Source organism: Streptomyces sparsogenes subsp. cuspidosporus (assembly GCF_039532705.1).
GTDB classification, from domain to species: Bacteria; Actinomycetota; Actinomycetes; order Streptomycetales; family Streptomycetaceae; genus Streptomyces; species Streptomyces sparsogenes.
Genome location: NZ_BAAASD010000005.1, coordinates 79,290 through 96,400, shown reverse-complemented (window position 1 = coordinate 96,400; position 17,111 = coordinate 79,290). Strand labels below are relative to the sequence as shown.

The 17,111-nt window shown below is 73.3% G+C and carries 14 protein-coding genes and 1 pseudogene; 9 read left to right on the top strand and 6 right to left on the bottom strand.

The features are described from left to right. Positions 1-23: 23 nt before the first annotated feature. Together ABFY07_RS08330 and ABFY07_RS08325 are read left to right on the top strand one after the other, a co-directional pair. The gene (locus tag ABFY07_RS08330; protein ID WP_346173831.1) at positions 24-254 is read left to right on the top strand and encodes a hypothetical protein; all 231 of its coding nucleotides are present in this window, start codon (positions 24-26) and stop codon (positions 252-254) included. Between the two features lie 206 nt (positions 255-460). Beyond that, on the top strand, positions 461-1,663 hold the full coding sequence (locus ABFY07_RS08325) for a PP2C family protein-serine/threonine phosphatase (protein ID WP_346174027.1): 1,203 nt from the start codon (positions 461-463) through the stop codon (positions 1,661-1,663). A 102-nt stretch (positions 1,664-1,765) separates the two neighbouring features. Here the strand turns inward: ABFY07_RS08325 and ABFY07_RS08320 are convergent, their stop codons facing one another. From ABFY07_RS08320 to ABFY07_RS08310, 3 genes are all read right to left on the bottom strand, one after another. Beyond that, positions 1,766-3,073, bottom strand: a complete 1,308-nt coding sequence (locus ABFY07_RS08320) for an MFS transporter (protein WP_346173830.1) — start codon at positions 3,071-3,073, stop codon at positions 1,766-1,768. Between the two features lie 64 nt (positions 3,074-3,137). After that, positions 3,138-3,731: a hypothetical protein gene (locus ABFY07_RS08315; RefSeq protein ID WP_346173829.1), complete on the bottom strand. Its 594-nt coding sequence runs from the start codon at positions 3,729-3,731 to the stop codon at positions 3,138-3,140. A 122-nt stretch (positions 3,732-3,853) separates the two neighbouring features. After that, positions 3,854-4,051, bottom strand: coding sequence for a DUF5708 family protein (locus ABFY07_RS08310; RefSeq protein WP_346173828.1), 198 nt, complete (start codon positions 4,049-4,051; stop codon positions 3,854-3,856). 213 nt (positions 4,052-4,264) lie between these two features. On the opposite strand from ABFY07_RS08310, the gene ABFY07_RS08305 reads away from it, so the two are divergent. From ABFY07_RS08305 to ABFY07_RS08280, 6 genes and pseudogenes are all read left to right on the top strand, one after another. Next, on the top strand, positions 4,265-5,386 hold the full coding sequence (locus ABFY07_RS08305) for a sialidase family protein (protein WP_346173827.1): 1,122 nt from the start codon (positions 4,265-4,267) through the stop codon (positions 5,384-5,386). Further along, positions 5,383-6,738: an ABC transporter substrate-binding protein gene (locus tag ABFY07_RS08300; RefSeq protein ID WP_346173826.1), complete on the top strand. Its 1,356-nt coding sequence runs from the start codon at positions 5,383-5,385 to the stop codon at positions 6,736-6,738. Before ABFY07_RS08305 ends, ABFY07_RS08300 begins: the two co-directional genes overlap by 4 nt. A 14-nt stretch (positions 6,739-6,752) precedes the next feature. Further along, a pseudogene (locus ABFY07_RS08295) lies at positions 6,753-7,652 on the top strand (carbohydrate ABC transporter permease); the annotation flags it as partial. 179 nt (positions 7,653-7,831) lie between these two features. Next, the gene (locus tag ABFY07_RS08290; RefSeq protein WP_428836882.1) at positions 7,832-8,773 is read left to right on the top strand and encodes a carbohydrate ABC transporter permease; all 942 of its coding nucleotides are present in this window, start codon (positions 7,832-7,834) and stop codon (positions 8,771-8,773) included. A gap of 53 nt (positions 8,774-8,826) precedes the next feature. Next, positions 8,827-9,552 carry an NADPH-dependent F420 reductase gene (npdG, locus tag ABFY07_RS08285; RefSeq protein WP_346173825.1) on the top strand — a complete coding sequence of 242 codons (726 nt, stop codon included), beginning with the start codon at positions 8,827-8,829 and terminating at the stop codon, positions 9,550-9,552. Positions 9,553-9,656: 104 nt separating this feature from the next. Next, the gene (locus tag ABFY07_RS08280) at positions 9,657-9,866 is read left to right on the top strand and encodes a hypothetical protein (protein WP_065958727.1); all 210 of its coding nucleotides are present in this window, start codon (positions 9,657-9,659) and stop codon (positions 9,864-9,866) included. Here ABFY07_RS08280 and ABFY07_RS08275 read toward each other — a convergent pair. Beyond that, entirely contained in the window at positions 9,856-10,644 is a 789-nt protein-coding gene (locus ABFY07_RS08275; protein ID WP_346173824.1) for a site-2 protease family protein, read from the bottom strand. The two genes, ABFY07_RS08280 and ABFY07_RS08275, sit on opposite strands and share 11 nt — an antisense overlap. A 499-nt stretch (positions 10,645-11,143) precedes the next feature. Here ABFY07_RS08275 and ABFY07_RS08270 point away from each other — a divergent pair, with 499 nt between their 5' ends. Then, positions 11,144-15,136 carry an AfsR/SARP family transcriptional regulator gene (locus tag ABFY07_RS08270; protein WP_428836881.1) on the top strand — a complete coding sequence of 1,331 codons (3,993 nt, stop codon included), beginning with the start codon at positions 11,144-11,146 and terminating at the stop codon, positions 15,134-15,136. A gap of 29 nt (positions 15,137-15,165) precedes the next feature. Here the strand turns inward: ABFY07_RS08270 and ABFY07_RS08265 are convergent, their stop codons facing one another. Next, positions 15,166-15,990 carry an ABC transporter permease gene (locus ABFY07_RS08265; protein WP_346173823.1) on the bottom strand — a complete coding sequence of 275 codons (825 nt, stop codon included), beginning with the start codon at positions 15,988-15,990 and terminating at the stop codon, positions 15,166-15,168. Continuing rightward, on the bottom strand, positions 15,987-17,018 hold the full coding sequence (locus ABFY07_RS08260) for an ATP-binding cassette domain-containing protein (RefSeq protein ID WP_346173822.1): 1,032 nt from the start codon (positions 17,016-17,018) through the stop codon (positions 15,987-15,989). Before ABFY07_RS08260 ends, ABFY07_RS08265 begins: the two co-directional genes overlap by 4 nt. Positions 17,019-17,111 lie beyond the last annotated feature (93 nt).

Sequence of the window (17,111 nt, the reverse complement as noted above, 5' to 3'; positions counted from 1 at the left end):
AGGGAAAAGGGCGGGAGGGCGCGATGGCGCTGTTCGGGAAGCGAGCCGCGGGGAAGCCGGGCGAGTGGTACTACTGCATCAAGCACCAGAAGGTCGAAGAGGGCCCCGAATGCCGGGCGGCCGACCGCCTGGGCCCGTACCCGAGCCGCACCGAGGCCGCGCACGCGGTCGAGCTGGCCGAGGAGCGCAACGCGGAGTGGGAGCGCGACCCCCGCTGGCGCGACGAGCCCACGCCGGGCCCTGACGCGGACTGACCCCGCCGGGCGGTACCTGACCCCGGGCGCCCGGGGCGGCCGGCGCCGCCCCGGGGCTGGTCACCGTGCCCGCATGGATTCCCCGTCCTTCCTGCCGTCGGGTCTAGCCTGGTGGCGGGGGCGGTGACGAATGGAGCCGGCTTGTGAGTGGGCACAGTGAACTTCAACTTCCCCGGCTGCTGACAGCGGCGGAGGCGGCCGCACCAGTGGATGCCGTCGACGTGGTCGCCGAGCATCTTCGGCGGCGCTTCAACGCCACGCAGGTCTCCTTCCTCATCCTGGATCTGACCAGGAGGGCGGTAGCGCGCCTGTCCGTCGCGGCCGCCGAGAAAGCCGGACGGGGAGTGGAGCGGATCGACCTGCTCGGCAGCGTCTACGAGCGGGTTATGCGCACCCAGCGCCCGTACCAGGAGGCGACCGGCCAGGGGCCGCGAGTGATCGCCCCGGTCACCAACCGTGGGGATGCGATCGGTCTGCTGGAGGTGCTGCTGCCGACCGAGCCCGCCGACGACATCCTCGACGCGGTCGGAGAAGCCGCCCACATCCTGGCCTACATCGTGATCGCCAACCAGCGCTTCACCGATCTTTACACCTGGGGCAAACGCACCAGGCCCCCCACCTTGGCGGCGGAGATCCAATACCAGCTGCTGCCCTCCTCGCTGTCGTGTGAGGCCGCCCAGTTCGCCCTGTCCGGGAATCTGGAACCCTCGGAAAAGATCAGCGGGGACACCTTCGACTACGCCCTGGACCGCGACACCCTGCACCTGTCGGTCACCGACCCCATGGGCCACGACACCAACGCCGCACTGACCGCCACCATCCTCATGGGCGCCCTGCGTGGCGCCCGCCGTGCCGGAGCCGACCTGGCCGGCCAGGCCCGGCACGCCGACGAGGCCCTGACCGACCACGACCACGGGCATGCCACCGGGCAACTGCTGCGCATCTGCCTCCACACCGGGCGGGCAGAACTCGTCAACGCCGGCCACCCCTGGCCGCTGCGCGTCCGCGAGGAGACCGTGGAAGAGATCGTCTGCGACGTGAATCACCCCTTCGGACTGCCTCTGACCGCAACCCACCCCTACCACTCCCAGGACATCGACCTGCGCCCCGGCGACCGTCTGATCATGCTCACCGACGGCATGCTCGAACGCGACGCGCAGAAGGCGGATCTGCCCGCCCTGCTGAAGAGCACCCGGCACCTGCATCCGCGGGAGACCGTGCTGACGCTGACCACCGCGGTCCTGGACGCCACCCACGGCCAGCTGGAAGACGACGCCACCGTGATGTGCCTGGACTGGCACGGCCCCCAGAAGACCCACCGGCAGGTCATGTCCGGGGCGGACATTCGCCTGGCCTCCCCCGCCCGCCGCTCCACCGATCAGGCCCTGCCGGGCGATCTTCGAGGATGAGCCCGCGGCGTGGCGGGCGACTCCGACAACGCGGCGAGGTGCCGTAACCGGCGTCGCGGGCCCGAGAAGACCGCCCGGACAGGGCCTGGCTCACCGTCGGCCTCAGGCCGCTGCCGCGGCCTCGCGCTGGGTTCGGACCCGCCGCGCGTGCTCGTCCGTCCTCGCGTCGTACGTCATCAGCTTCGGCAGGGCCAGCGCCAGCAGCCCGATCGACGCGACGCACGCGAGGCCGCCCGTCCACACCGAGGCCCGCACGCCCACCAGGGCGGCCATCCCGCCGGCCCGGACCTGCCCCAGCTGCGGCCCCGTCGCGTACGACAGCAGCTCGATGCCCGCCAGCCGCCCCCGCAGCCCGTCGGGGATCGTCTGGTTCCACATCGTCGAGCGGAACAGCCCGCTGACCATGTCCGCCCCACCCGCCACCGCCAGACACAGCAGCACCAGCCAGACGTTCGGCAGCCACCCGGCGGCGGCCATCGCCGCGCCCCACAGCGCCGCGCTCAGCACCACCATCCGGCCGTGCCGGTGCACCCGGGAGGCCCAGCCGCTGGTCACGCTCACCGCCATCGAGCCCACCGACCCGGCCGCGTACATCAGGCCGAGCGCCCAGGGCGCGTCCAGCTCGTCGGCGAGGAAGGGGAAGATCGCGTTGGGGAAGGCGAAGAACATGGCGACCATGTCCACCGCGTACGTCCCCAGCAGCTCCTTGCGCCGCCACGCGTAGCGCGCGCCCTCGCCGATCGCGCGCAGCGACGGCTTCTCCGCGTCATGGGCGGGCGGCGCCGGGGTCAGGCCGAGCGCGAGCAGCACCGAGACGACGAAGGTCAGCAGGTCCAGACCGTACGCGAACGGCAGCCCGGCGTACGCGACGACGACCCCCGCGAGCGAGGGGCCCGCGACGGCCGACAGCTGCCAGCGCATCGAGTTCAGCGCGGCGGCCGCGGTGAGCTGGTCGTGCGGCACGATCCGGGCCGTCACCGCGTCGATGGCCGGGCGCTGCAGCCCCGTGAGCGCGCTGGTCAGGGCGGCCACGGCGTACAGCGGCCACAGCATGGGGTCCGGCAGCAGGCTGTTGACCAGCAGCAGCGCGGCCAGCAGGCCCAGCCCCGCCTCGGTGAGCAGGATCAGCTTCCGGCGGTCCACGGCGTCGGCGAGCGCCCCGCCGTACAGCCCGAACACGACGAGCGGCACCAGCTCGACCGCGCCGATCGCCCCGACGGCGAAGGCCGACCCCGTCAACTCCTTGATCTGCAGCGGCAGCGCCACCATCGTCAGGAAGCTGCCGAACGCCGTCACCAGCCCCGCGGTCCACATCAGGCGGAAGTCGCGGGAGGAGCGCCAGGGCGCGAGATCCGGCAATAACGCGCGTCGGCGCGCCCCCGCCGGCGGGGGATGTTCGTCGTCCGTCACAAGGCGACATGCTCCGGCGCCGACCGCGCCGCCGACAAACGAATTTTTCCCGCCACGGACCGGCTCACCAGGGCGCCGGGGGCGGAGCCGTCAGGTGGGCGGTCAGGCGGGCGAGGCGGTCGCGGAGGCGGGGGGCGGCGAGGCGGGGGTCGGTGGTGGCGGCGCTGACGAGGTGCTGGAGGGTGTCCAGGTCGGGGCCCGCCTCGGCGGGGGTGGCCAGCGCGTCGTGGGCCAGCGCGTGGAGTTCGGCGTGGCCGTGGTCGAGGGCGAGGACGGTGACGCCGCCGCGCCGGGCGTCGGCCACCCGCTCCAGCAGCCCGGCACCGGGGGCGTCCGGCGCGACCACGAGGAGGGTCTCGCCGCGCCCGGCGCGCTCCAGGCGGCGGAGGCCGACGGAGAGGTGCGCCGGGAGGGGGCCGTGCGGTATCCGGTGGCGTACGAGGGTGGGGGAGAGCTCGGGCAGGCCCGCCCAGGCGGCCTCGTCGTCGAGGTGGGCGGCCAGGTGCCACGGCTCGTACGCATCGGTGCCCACCAACAGCAGCCCGCCCCCGCGCGTCCCGACCGAGGCGCGCAGGGAGCCCGCGAAGCGGCGGGCGGCCCCTGGCCACTCGGTCCCGGCGAGCACCTCGCGCAGCAGCGCGACCCGTATGGCGTCCATGGCATGGGAATGGTGCCCCGGCGCCCGGGGCGGCGGGGCGGATCCGGGGCGCCTCACTCCTTCGGGGGGTCGGGAACGCGTCAGCTTCCCGGGCCGACTTCCCCCCGCCGGCTTTCCGCGCCTCAGCTTTTCGCGCGCTGCCCGGCCAGGCCCAGGTACGCGCCGTAGAGCAGTTGTGCGCCGCCCCAGAACATCATCACGACCCCCACCTTGGTGAGGGTCACCACGGGGAGTTCGACGTCCCCGGTGAACAGCCACAGCGCCAGTCCGACGGCGAGGGTGACGCCCCCTTCGAGGAGCTGCTTGAGAACTTTGGTCATAACCCCACGCTATGGCCGCCTGTCCGACGGATCCTCGGTCCGGCGGATGAGATCGACAAGCGGTCCTCTGCATCCTTCGACCGACCCGCCGCCAAGTGTTCATTGCGCCGTCCCTTGACGCTCTGGAGGGCGAACCCTAAGGTCGCCGCACACAAGGGACGTCCTACGTCCGGTCATTGGAGCGCCCCGGGACCGAGCGGGAAGAGGGGTCGGATGGCAAGCGGTGTGGCAACGCGTGCGTACGAGACATCCGTGCCGTTCCGGGCGGGCACCGAGGGGCACGCGAGCTATCGGATTCCCGCGGTGGTGGCGACGCCCGCCGGGACGCTGCTGGCCTTCGCCGAGGGGCGGGTGCAGTCGGCCGCCGACCACGGGGACATCGACCTCGTCCTCAAGCGCTCGCCCGACGGCGGGCGGACCTGGGGGCCGTTACAGGTCGTCGTGGAGAACGGCGGCGGCACGGCCGGGAACCCGGCGCCCGTGGTGGCGGGGGACGGGCGCGTCGTCCTCGTCCATGTGACCAGCGCGGCCGGCGCCACCGAGGACCTGATCCGGCGCGGCCGGGTGCCGGCCGCCGAGGGGCGGCGGGTGTGGGTGACCCACAGCGACGACGACGGGGCGACCTGGAGCGCGGCCCGGGAGATCACCGGGGAGGCGAAGCGGCCCGAGTGGCGCTGGTACGCCACCACCCCCGGGCACGCCCTGCGGTTACGCCACGGTCCGTGGGCGGGCCGGCTCGTCGTACCGGGCAATCACTCCACCCCGCCGACCGCCGCCGGCGACACCGGGGCCGAGGGGAAGTACGACGGCGGCCACGACCTGCTGAGCGACGACGACGGCGCGACCTGGCGGATCGGGTACGTCGACGACAACCCCGACGGATACGTCAACGCCAACGAGACCACGGCGGCCGAACTCCCCGACGGCCGGGTGTACTTCAACGCCCGCAACGACGGTGCCGCGCCCGGCCGGCGCGCCGACGCCCACTCGTCCGACGGCGGCGCGAGCCTCGAGCGGCCCTTCCGGCCGCAGGCCGGACTGGCCGGGCCGGTCGTCCAGGGCAGCGTGCTGCACCTGAGCCGCTCGGACGGCCCGGACCCGCTGCTGTTCTCCGGGCCCGCCGACCCCGCGCACCGGGCGCTGATGACGGTGCGGGCCAGCCGCGACGGGGGAGTCACCTGGCGGCCCGCGCACACCGTCGACGGGCTGCCGGCCGCCTACTCCGACCTGGTCCGGATCGATGACGCGACGGTCGGACTGCTGTACGAGACCGGCGACTTCAGTGCCTACTCGACGATCACCTTCCGGCGCATTCCGGTGGAGGAGCTGGCATGAGCGAGACGTACACGCACACGTCCCACGGGCGGCCCCAGGGCCCCGGGCGGCGCGCCGTCCTGGGCGGCGCGGCCGCCGCGGCGGCCGGCCTCGTCCTCGCGGGCTGCGGCTCGGACGACGGGGACGACGAGCCCAAGGGCCGCAAGAAGGGCGAGAAGATCACGCTGACCTTCTGGTCCTGGGTGCCGGGCATCGACAAGCCCGTCGACCTGTGGAACAGCAAGAACCCCGAGGTGCGGGTCGAGGTCGAGAAGGTCTCGGCCGTGGACGGCGCCCAGTACGCGAAGATGCACGCCGCGATCAGAACGGGCAACCCGCCGGACCTCGGCCAGATCGAATACCCGGTCGTGCCCAGCTTCCTCATCGACAACGGCCTGCTGGACCTCACCAAGTACGGGGTCGGCGAGCACAAGGACAAGTTCGTCGGCTGGCAATGGCAGCAGTCGGTGTTCGGCAAGGCGGTGTACGCCGTCCCGCAGGCGTCCGGGCCGATGGGGCTGTTCATCCGCCGGGACCTGTTCGACAAGTGGGACATCGAACCCCCCACCACCTGGGACGAGTACGAGGCGGCGGCCAAGGCGATCCGCAAGAAGGGCGCCTGGATCGAGACCTTCTCGGCGACCAACGGCAACCGCTTCGCGGGCCTGGCCTGGCAGGCGGGGGCGCGCTGGTTCGGCGCCGAGGGCGACACCTGGCTGGTGAGCATCGACGACGAGCCGACCCGCAAGGTCGCCGACTACTGGGAGGCGCTGGTCGAGCAGAAGCTGATCAAGACCATCCCGGACCGGCAGAACGCCTGGTACAAGGACGTCCAGACCGGCGCGATGGCCTCCTGGCTCGGCGCCAGCTGGGGCGACGCGCTGCTGGTCGGCAACGCCCCCAAGACCAGCGGAAAGTGGCGGGTCGTGCCCATGCCGCAGTGGAAGAAGGGCGACGGGGCCTTCGCCAACTGGGGCGGCTCCACCACCGCGGTCTTCGCCAAGAGCAAGTACCCCAAGGAAGCACTGGACTTCGCGATCTGGCTCAACACCGACCCCGAGTCCATCAAGCTGCTCATCGACAACGGCTACGGCACTCCCGCCGCCAAGCGGGGCTACGCCACCTCCGACCTGGATGTGCACAAGGACTTCTTCGGCGGACAGGAGTACAGCGAGGTCTTCGACGCCGCGAGCAAGGGCGTGGACACCAGCTGGCGGTGGGGCCCGGCCACCGACACCCTCTACCAGCGGCTCGGCGACGCCTTCACCGCCGCCATCGGCGACGGCGGCTCCTTCAGGTCCGTACTGAAGACCGTGCAGGGCCAGACGATCAGCGACCTGAAGGAAAAGGGACTGAAGGTGAAGGCCGGGTGACAGGCCCCGCCCGGATGAGACGCCCCACCCGCACCCAGCTCCGCGGCGCACGGGCGGCGGCCGGATTCCTGCTGCCCTTCCTCGCGCTCTTCGCGCTGTGCTTCCTGGCGCCCATCGGCTACGCCGTCTACGAGAGCCTGCTCAAGGTCGAGCGCACCGGCACGCTCGGCCTCGGCGGCGAGACCAAGGAGGTCTGGGCGGGGCTGTCCAACTACGCCACCGCGCTGGACGACGACCGCTTCACCGCCGGCTTCGGGCGGGTGCTGCTGTTCGGCGCCGTACAGATCCCGGTGATGATCGCGCTGGCCACCGGGCTGGCGCTGCTGCTGGAGGCGGCCTCCGCCCGCTGGGTCGGCTTCTTCCGGACCGCCTTCTTCCTGCCGTACGGGGTGCCCGGCGTCATCGCCTCCATCCTGTGGGGCTTCCTGTACGTGCCGGGCATCAGCCCCCTGGTGGAGATCGCCCACTCCGCGGGCTGGGACGTGGACTTCCTGTCCCGCGGGGCCGTGCTGTGGTCCATCGCCAACATCGTCACCTGGCAGTTCACCGGCTACAACATGCTGGTGCTGATCGCGCAGCTCAAGGCCGTGCCAGGCGAGCTGTACGAGGCGGCGCGCATCGACGGTGCCAGGGCCTGGCAGATCGCCTGGCACATCAAGCTGCCGCTGATCCGGCCCGCGCTCGTGCTCACCACCGTCTTCAGCATCATCGGCACCCTCCAGCTGTTCAGCGAGCCCAAGGTGCTCAAGCCGCTCAGCAACTCCATCGACTCCGGCTACACCCCCAACCTGGCGGCCTACAACGAGGCCTTCACCAGCAACAACCAGCACACCGCGGCGGCCGAGGCGGTGCTGCTCGCGCTGGTCGCGTGCGTGCTGTCCTTCGGCTTCCTGCGGCTCGTGGGGCAGCGGGGTCCCAAGGCACCCAAGGTACTCAAGGCATCCACGGCACCCGCGGCACCCGCGGCACCCGCGGCACCCGCGGCACCCGCGGCACCCGCGGCATCCACGGCATCCGAGACACCCACGGCATCCACGGCACCCGCGGCATCCGAGACACCTGCGGCATCCAGGGACAAGGACGGGGAGGGCAGGTGAGCACCCAGGTCACCGAGCACATCCCGGCGGACGGTGCCCCCGCGCCGGGCACCGGGGCGAGCGGGTCGCGCCGCCCCGGCCGCGGCCGGGACGGCCGGCAGCCGCCGCTGCGCCACCGCGTCATCACCGTCTCCCTGCTCACCGTCGCGGCCCTCTACTTCCTGATGCCGGTCTACTGGCTCGCCGTGTCGGCGACCAAGTCCAGCAGCGACCTCTTCGGCACGTTCGGCTTCTGGTTCCACGACCCGCACCCCATCGACTATCTGCGCCGGGTGCTCACCTACGACGACGGCATCTACGTCCGCTGGTTCGGCAACAGCCTGCTGTACGCGGGCGCCGGCGCGCTGGCCGCCACGCTCCTGTCGGCCGCCGCCGGCTACGCCCTGGCCAAGTTCCCCTTCCCCGGCCGGGAGGGCGTCTTCAACATCGTCCTCGCCGGGGTGCTGATCCCGGGCACCGCGCTCGCCCTGCCGCTGTACCTCCTGTTCAGCGAGATGGGGTTCGCCAACACCTACGCGTCGGTGCTGCTGCCCAGCATGGTCAGCCCCTTCGGGGTCTATCTGTGCCGGATCTACGCGACCGCCGCCGTGCCCGACTCGCTGCTTGAGGCGGCGCGGATCGACGGGGCGGGCGAGGCGCGGATCTTCACCGTGCTGGGACTGCGGCTGATGACCCCCGCGCTGGTGACCGTCTTTCTGTTCCAGTTCGTGCACATCTGGAACAACTTCCTGCTGCCGCTGGTGATGCTCTCCGACTCCGACCTGTATCCGATCCAGCTCGGCCTCACCTCCTGGCAGGGGTACGCGGACCGGCAGCCGGAGCTCTACCAGTACACGGTCGGCGGCGCCTTCCTGTCCGTCCTGCCGCTGATGGTCCTCATGGGGATGTTGCAGCGGTACTGGCGCACGGGGCTCACGGAGGGCAGCGTGAAGGCGTGACGCTCATGGAGGGCAGCGTGAAGGCGTGACGTGGGCGTGACAGTATCGCTGTCATGACTACTGCTGCTGATGACGCGACGCCCGCCAAGAAGGCCCCCGCGAAGGACCCCTGGGACCTGCCCGACGTGTCCGACCTGGTCGTCGGGGTGCTCGGGGGAACCGGCGACCAGGGGCGCGGCCTGGCGTACCGGCTGGCCCGGGTGGGCCAGAAGGTGATCATCGGATCGCGGGTCGCGGAGCGGGCGCGGACCGCGGCCGAGGAGCTCGGCGGCGCCGGGCTCGGCATCGAGGGCGCGGACAACGCGGAGTGCGCGCGGCGCAGCGATGTCGTGATCGTCGCCGTACCGTGGGAGGGCCACGCGGGGCTGCTGGAGGCGCTGCGCGAGGAGCTGAGCGGCAAGCTCGTCGTCGACTGTGTGAACCCGCTCGGCTTCGACAAGAAGGGCGCGTACGCGCTGAAGCCCGAGGAGGGCAGCGCCGCCGAGCAGGCCGCGGCCCTGTTGCCCGACTCGCGGGTGACCGCCGCCTTCCACCACCTGTCGGCGGTGCTGCTGCAGGACCCGGGGGTCGAGCGGATCGACACCGATGTGATGGTGCTGGGCGAGAGCCGCGCCGACACCGACCTGGTCCAGGCGCTGGCGGCCCGCATCCCCGGGATGCGGGGCGTGTACGCGGGGCGGCTGCGCAACGCCCACCAGGTCGAGTCGCTGGTGGCCAACCTGATCTCGACGAACCGCCGCTACAAGGCGCACGCCGGCCTGCGGGTCACCGACGTCTGAGCGGGGTCACCGGCCGGAGCGGAGCGGGGCGGGGCATGGGGGAGCGGGGCGGGGCATGGGGGACAATGTCCGGGACCACCACATCCCGGACAGGAGCCGACACCATGCCCCGACTGGCCCTCTACTCCCTCGCCGTCTGCGTCCTCGCCGTCGTCGCGGCGGTCCTGTCCTTCGCGCGGGGCAGCTGGCTCGGCGTGGTGTGGATCCTGCTGGCGGGCATCTCCTCCAACATGACCTGGTACTACCTGCGCAAGGCCAAGGCGGACCGGGCCGCCGCCCACGAGACCGGCCGGGAGGCCGAGGTCACGGGGTGAGCTGGGGCTCGCCCTGCCAGAAGCGGAAGAACTCCTGACCCCAGTAGGTCTCCCACTCCGAGACGCCAAGGGCCCGCATCACCCCGTCGATCGCGTCGAAGAAGACCTGGTTGACCTCGGGTATCCACAGCACCCCGAACACCGCGAGCAGCCCGAACGGCGCGTACGGCTCGACCTGCCGCCGCACACGGTACGACAGCCACGGCTCGATCACCCCGTACCCGTCGAGCCCCGGGACCGGGAGGAAGTTCAAGATGGCCGCGGTGACCTGCAGCATCGCCAGGAACGCGAGCGCGTAACGGAACACCTCCGGCACCCCGTCCAGCGCGCCGAGCCAGAACGGCGCGGTCAGCGCCACCGCGAACGCGACATTCGTCAGCGGCCCGGCGGCCGAGATCAGGCTGTGCTTCCAGCGGCCGCGGATGCGGTGCCGCTCGATGAACACCGCCCCGCCGGGGAGCCCGATCCCGCCCATGATCACGAAGATCACGGGCAGCACGATGCTCAGCGCCACATGGGTGTACTTCAGCGGGTTCAGGGTCAGATAGCCCTTGGCGCCGATCGAGATGTCACCGCCGTGCAGCGCGGTGCGCGCGTGGGCGTACTCGTGCAGACACAGCGACACCACCCAGCCGGAGACCACGAAGAGGAAGACGGCGAAGCCGGGGCTCGCCGAGGAGCCCGTCCACACCGCCCATCCGGACACGCCCATGATCGCGACCAGGCCGAGGAAGACGGGGCTTATGCGCCGGTCGCGGCGGCTTACTGCGGTGGCCATGCGTGAGGTCTCTCCGTGTGGATCGAGGGGCGCGGCGTGCGGTTCCCGGGAAACGTCGAGCAGGGTGTCATAGGTTCCGGGAGCGACGGCGGGGGACCCCGGGGAGCAGCGTGGGGGAGCCGCGTGGGGGCCGCCGGGGGAGCCGTTCGGGGCCGCCGGGGGGCGCGGGAGTGGCCGGGGAGCCGTCGAGGGAAGTTGTTCGGGGCCGTCCGGGAGCCGCGTGCGGGGGCCGTCCGGGAGCCGCGTGGGGGCCGCCGGGGAGTGGTGCCGGAGTGGCCGGGGAACCGTCGAGGGAAGTTGTTCGAGGCCGTCCGGGAGCCGCGTGGGGGCCGCCGGGGAGTGGTGCCGGAGTGGCCGGGGAGCCGTCGAGGGAAGTTGTTCGAGGCCGTCCGGGAGCCGCGCGGGGGCCGCTGGGGAGGCCTCCGTGAGCGGCTGGGGAGCCGCCCGGCAGCCGCCGGGAGGCCGGCGCGGGCGAACGGCTGAACGGATCGCGCTCGCCGTGCATGACAATGGGGCGGTGCGCTACGCCCTGCTCGGCACCACCCAGGCCCACCGCGACGACGGCACCCCCGTCGCGCTCGGCGGCACCCGTCTGCGCGTCCTGCTGACCGTGCTGGCGCTCCGCCCGGGACGGGTGCACACCACCGGCGCGCTGATCGGCGAGATCTGGGACGCCGACCCGCCCGCCGACGGCCACGGCGCGCTGCAGGCCCTCGTGGGCCGCCTCCGCAGGGCCCTCGGCAAGGACGCCGTGCGCTCGGTCCCCGGCGGCTACCGGCTGTGCGCCGACCCCGACGACGTCGATCTGCACCGCTTCGAACGCCTCGTGACCGAGGGGGCCGCGGCGCTGGAGGACGGCGACCCGGCAAAGGCCGCCGCCGTCCTCGACGACGCGCTCGCCCTGTGGCGCGGCCCGGCCCTCGCCGACCTCCCCGGCGCCGCCTCGGCGGCGGCCCGCGCCGAGGCCCGCCGACTGGACGCCCGCCGCTACCGGATCGCGGCCGATCTCGCCCTCGGCCGCGCCGAGCGGGTCCTGCCCCGGCTCGCCGAGCTGTGCGCGGCCCATCCGCTCGACGAGCCCCTGCACGCCCTGCGGATCCGCGCCCTGCGCGACGCGGGCCGCACGGCGGAGGCGCTGACCGCGTACGAGGCGATCCGCCGCGAGATCGCCGACCGCCTCGGCGCCGACCCCGGCCCCGCCCTCCGCGCCCTCCACGCCGACCTGCTGGCCCCGACCCCGGCGTATCCGGCCGCCCAGCCCGGCCACCCGGGCCAGCCCGGCCACCCGGGCCAGCTCGGTCACCCGAGCCAGCTCGGTCACCCGAGCCACTCCGGCCGGCCCGGTGACCTGGGCCGCTCCGGCCAGCCCAGCCAGCCCGGTGACCCCGGCCGGCCCAGCCAGCCCGGCCAGCTCGGTCACCCGAGCCACTCCGGCCGGCCCGGTGACCTGGGTCGCCGCGGTCACCCCGGTCACCCTGGCCACCCCGGCCAGCCCGGTGACCTGGATCGCCGCGGTCACCCCGGTCACCCTGGCCACCCCGGTCACCCTGGCCACCCCGGGCCCGCGACGGGTCGGCCGCCCACCGCCCCTGGCGGTCTCACGCCTGGTGGCTCCGGCGCCGGTGGCGTGGCGCCCGGCGGGCTCGCGTCCGGTGGGGCCGTGCCTGGTGGTTCTGTCCCCGGCGATCCCGTCCCCGTCGGCCCCGGCCGGCCCGCCTCCGGCGACCCCGCCTCCGGCGACCCCGCCTCCGGCGACCCCGCCTCCGCCGACCCCGCCTCCGGCGGGGCGCCGGGGCAGGGGGTCGCGGCGCGGTCGGGGGGCAATCTGCGGGCCCGGCTGACGAGCTTCGTGGGCCGTGAGACCGACCTCGGCGTGCTGCGGGCCGATCTGGCGGGGCCGCACCGGCTGGTCACCCTGCTCGGGCCCGGCGGGGCCGGGAAGACCCGGCTGTCCCAAGAGGCCGCCGAATCGGTGGCGGACGCCTGGCCGGACGGCGTCTGGCTGGCCGAACTCGCCCCCGTGGACGACCCCGGGACCGTGCCGGAAGCCGTGCTCACCGCGCTCGGGGCGCGTCAGACCGTCATCCGCGGCACCGCCGCCGAAGAGCTGCGGGCCGCGACCGACCCGACCGCCTTCGACCCGCTCGCCCAGCTCGTGGACCACTGCGCGCCGCGCCGCATGTTGATCGTGCTCGACAACTGCGAGCACCTCGTCGACGCCGCCGCCCGGCTCGCCGAGACCCTGCTCACCCGCTGCCCCGGCGTCACCGTCCTGGCCACCAGCCGGGAACCGCTCGCGGTCCCGGGGGAGTTGGTACGCCCCGTGGACCCGCTGCCGGACCCCGTCGCGCTGCGGCTGCTCCAGGACCGGGGCGCGGCGGCCCGGCCCGGCTTCCGGGTGGCCGACGACCCGGCGGCCTGCGCCGAGATCTGCCGTCGGCTCGACGGCCTGCCGCTGGCCATCGAGCTGGCCGCGGCGCGGCTGCGCGTGCTCACCCCGCGCCAGCTAGCCGACCGGCTCGACGACCGCTTCCGCCTGCTGACCAGCGGCAGCCGCACCGTACTCCCCCGCCAGCAGACGCTCCGCGCGGTCGTCGACTGGTCCTGGGGGCTGCTCGACGAGCGGGAGCGCACCGTGCTGCGCCGGCTGTCGGTCTTCGCCGGCGGCTGCGACCTGGCCGCCGCGGAGGCCGTGTGCGGGGACCCGGACAGGGACCCGGACGGCACAGCCGACGGGACCGATGGGACCGATGAAAACGGCGAGGCCGACGGGACCGGCGGGGACGGCGGGCCTGGCAGGGACGGCGCCGGGGCCGGCGGGGCCCGTGGGGCCCAGGGCGTGGATCCCCTCGACGTCGCCGCGCTCCTCGGCTCGCTCGTCGACAAGTCCCTGGTCGTCGCCGCCCCGGACGCGACCGACGGCATGCGCTACCGGCTGCTGGAGACCGTCGCCGAATACGCCGCCGACCGGCTCGAACAGGCGGGGGAGCGCGCCGCGGTCGAGCGGCGGCACCTGGTCGCCTACCGGGAGCTGGCCCGTACCGCCGACCCCCTGCTGCGCGGCCGGGAGCAGCGCCGGTGGCTCGCCCGGCTGGAGACGGAGCACGACAATCTGCGGGCCGCGCTGCGCCGCGCCGTCGCCGCGCGCGACGAGCAGGAGGCGCTGTGCCTGGTGCTGTCGCTCGGCTGGTTCTGGGCTCTGCGCGGGCACCGCGGCGAGGCGCGCCAGTGGTCGACGGCCGCGGCGGCGCTCGGTCCCAACCCCTTCGCGCCGCCCGTCTCCCCGGTCGCCCCGCTGCTGGAGTCCTGTACGGACCGCCCGCCGCCCATGCCGCCCGACCTGCTGGACGAGGCGCGGCGCGGGGTGCGGCTGCTCGGGCTGGCCAACATCGAGGGCGACCTGCGGGGGCTGAGCGACGACGAGGCGGCCGAAGACCTCCAGGGGATCGTCCGCGCCTACCGCCCCGGGCTTCCGCAGACCTGCCGTATCCCGGGCTTCATGTGGTTCTACGCGGTGCTGCTGACCGGCCGGTTCGCGCTGCTGCGGGAGGTCGTCGAGCAAGGGGTGCGCAGTTGCGGGGAGCTCGGCTACGAGTGGGAGAAGGCCATGCTCCTCCAGTTGCGCGCCAAGGTCCTCAGCGGTCCGATGGGCGCCGAGGTGGGCCGGGGAAGCCGGGAGGCGCTGCGGGACGCCGACGAGAGCCTGGAGATCTTCACCCGGCTCGGGGACGCGTGGGGTGCGGCGGAGGCGCTGTCCGGCCGCGGCGAGTTGCTGGAGCAGCGCGGCGAGGGCGAGGCGGCCGCCGCCGACTACCGGGCGGCGATCGGCTGGGCCGAGCAGTTGGGGGCGCATGCGCAGGTGTCACTGCTGCGGGCACGGCTGGGCGGCGCGATGGTCGAGTCGCGGGACGAGGCCGAGGCGGCGGCGGGGGAGCGGATCCTGCGGGGGGTGGTGGAGCAGGGACCGCACGCCGGGAGCGAGGCCCTGTCGTACGCCCGGCTGCAACTGGCCATGCGCTGCGGCAACACCGGCGCCACCCACGAGGCGCGGGACCAGCTCGAGCGGCTGCTGGCCGAGTTCGGCCGGCGTGCGCTGGGCCTCTTCGAGGGCGTGGTGCAGGGGCTGATCGCCTGGCTGGACCTGGTCGACGGACGGCCCCAGGAGGCACTCGTGCGGGTGCGCGGCGCCATCGCGAAGGTCGACGACCCGCTGGCCGAGATGGTCGCGCCGCACATCCAGGTCACCCATGTGCTGATCGGCGCCTGGGCGCTGTGCGACCTGGACGGCCCGGAGCGCACCGAGGCCGCGGCGCGGCTGGTGGGCGCGTACGACGCGCTGCGGCAGCCGCATTTCCGCGTCCTCCTCTCGGAGAGCGCGGGCCGCCGGCGGACCGAGGCCGCGCTGCGGGCCCGGCTGGGCGACGCGGCGTACGAGCGGGCGCACGCCGAGGGCGGCGGCCTGTCCCTGGAGGAGGCCACCGCCCTTGTCTGACACGGCGGTCCGGCGGGGGTGCATCCCGCTCAGGTCTTGTTGCGGAACTTCGCCACCGCCAGCGGCGCGGTGACCACCGTGATGGCCAGCGCCCAGATCACCACCATGGTCACCGGGTGCGCGACCGCGCCGTGGCCGCTGGTCAGCGCCCGGGCGCCGTCGGCGAGCTGGGAGAGCGGGTTGTACTTGGTGAAGGACTGCAACCAGCCGGGCATGGTCGCGGTCGGGGCGAAGATGGACGAGCCGAACTGCAGCGGCATGATCACGAGGAACCCCAGTCCCTGTACGGCCTGAGGGGTCTTGACCGACAGGCCCAGCAGCATGAATACCCAGGTCAGCGAGGAGCCGAAGAGCAGGGCCAGCGCGACCGCGGCGAGCAGCTCGAGCGGTCCGGTCTCGAGGTCGAAGCCCATGGCGAAGCCCATGATCAGCAGGACCACGGTGGACACCAGCATCCGGCCGGTCTCCACGATCAGCTTGGCGATCAGCACCGAGGAGCGGGCGATGGGCATGGTCCGGAAGCGGTCCATGACGCCCTTGTTGAAATCGTCGTTGACGCCGGTGCCGACCGACATCGCGATGTTCAGACCGCCCATCGCCATCATCCCGGGGATGAAGTAATTGACGTAGGCGTCGCGGTCGCCCTGCGCCACCGCGCCGCCGAAGACGTACACGAACAGCAGCGAGAAGATGATCGGCATCAGCAGGGCGTCGAACATCGACTCCGGGTCCTGCTTGATCTGCAGCGCGTTGCGCCGCACCAGCGCGCTGATGTGGCGCAGATTGGCGCGCAGCCCGATCCGGCCCTCGCTGTGCGCCTCCAGGGGCGCGGAACTCAACGTCGCGGCGCTCACGCCGGGACCTCCTCGAGCGTCTTGTCGTCCATGTGGTCGACCTGGTCCTGCGGGGTGGACGTCTTCTGGCCGGTGATGGCCAGGAACACCTCGTCCAGGCTGGGCAGATGGGTGTCGATCCCGGAGATCGCGAAGCCGCGCTCGCCGAGCAGGCCGATCACCGCCGTCAGCTGCTCGTCGCTGACGATCGGCACATTGACCAGGCCCTCCGCCACATCCGCGGTCGCCCCGGTCACGCCGTCGAGCCCCGCCTGGGCGATGGAGCCGACCATGCGGTGGAGCTCGCCCGGGTCGGCCGGGCGGATCTGCAGGGTGCGGCCGCCGACCTTGGCCTTGAGTTCGTTGACCCGGCCCTCGGCGATGACCTTGCCGCGGTCGATGACCGTCAGGTCGTCGGCGAGCTGCTCGGCCTCCTCCATGTACTGCGTGGTCAGCAGGACCGTGGCCCCCTCGGAGACCATCAGCTTGACCTCGTCCCACACCTCGTTGCGGGTGCGCGGGTCCAGACCGGTGGTCGGCTCGTCGAGGTAGAGCACGGCGGGCCGGCCGATCATGGAGGCGGCCAGGTCCAGCCGGCGGCGCATGCCGCCGGAGTAGGTGCGCGCGGCCCGCTTGGCCGCGTCCGTGAGCGAGAACCGCTCCAGCATGGCGTCCGCCCGCGCCCGCGCCTCCTTGCGGGGCAGGTCCAGCAGCCGCCCGATCATGTAGAGGTTCTCCCGGCCGGAGAGCTTCTCGTCGACCGAGGCGTACTGCCCGGTCAGCCCGATGGTGCGGCGCAGCTGCCGCGGCTGGCGCACCACGTCGTACCCGGCGACCACCGCGGTGCCGGCGTCCGGCACCAGCAGGGTGGAGAGGCAGCGGACGAGGGTGGTCTTACCGGCGCCGTTGGGGCCGAGCACGCCGAGGACGGTGCCTTCCGGCACGTCCAGGTCCACTCCGTCGACCGCCTTGGTGTCGCCGAAGTGTTTGACCAGCCCCCGCACTTCGACGGCGTTGCCGCCGCTGGTCTTTCGTTCGTATCGCGTCATGTCCCCCACGATGGCAGGGGCCACCGACAGATCGCCGACAAGCGGCAGACAGCCCGCCGACGGGGGAAGATCGGCGGGCTGTCGGTGTACCGC

Excerpts from the sequence above, each read along its gene's own strand:
- ABFY07_RS08275 (WP_346173824.1), bottom strand. The coding sequence starts at position 10,644 with ATGGCCACCGCAGTAAGCCGCCGCGACCGGCGCATAAGCCCCGTCTTC.
- ABFY07_RS08300 (WP_346173826.1), top strand. The coding sequence starts at position 5,383 with ATGAGCGAGACGTACACGCACACGTCCCACGGGCGGCCCCAGGGCCCC.
- ABFY07_RS08315 (WP_346173829.1), bottom strand. The coding sequence starts at position 3,731 with ATGGACGCCATACGGGTCGCGCTGCTGCGCGAGGTGCTCGCCGGGACC.
- ABFY07_RS08305 (WP_346173827.1), top strand. The coding sequence starts at position 4,265 with ATGGCAAGCGGTGTGGCAACGCGTGCGTACGAGACATCCGTGCCGTTC.
- ABFY07_RS08280 (WP_065958727.1), top strand. The coding sequence starts at position 9,657 with ATGCCCCGACTGGCCCTCTACTCCCTCGCCGTCTGCGTCCTCGCCGTC.
- ABFY07_RS08260 (WP_346173822.1), bottom strand. The coding sequence starts at position 17,018 with ATGACGCGATACGAACGAAAGACCAGCGGCGGCAACGCCGTCGAAGTG.
- ABFY07_RS08330 (WP_346173831.1), top strand. The coding sequence starts at position 24 with ATGGCGCTGTTCGGGAAGCGAGCCGCGGGGAAGCCGGGCGAGTGGTAC.
- ABFY07_RS08310 (WP_346173828.1), bottom strand. The coding sequence starts at position 4,051 with ATGACCAAAGTTCTCAAGCAGCTCCTCGAAGGGGGCGTCACCCTCGCC.
- npdG (WP_346173825.1), top strand. The coding sequence starts at position 8,827 with ATGACTACTGCTGCTGATGACGCGACGCCCGCCAAGAAGGCCCCCGCG.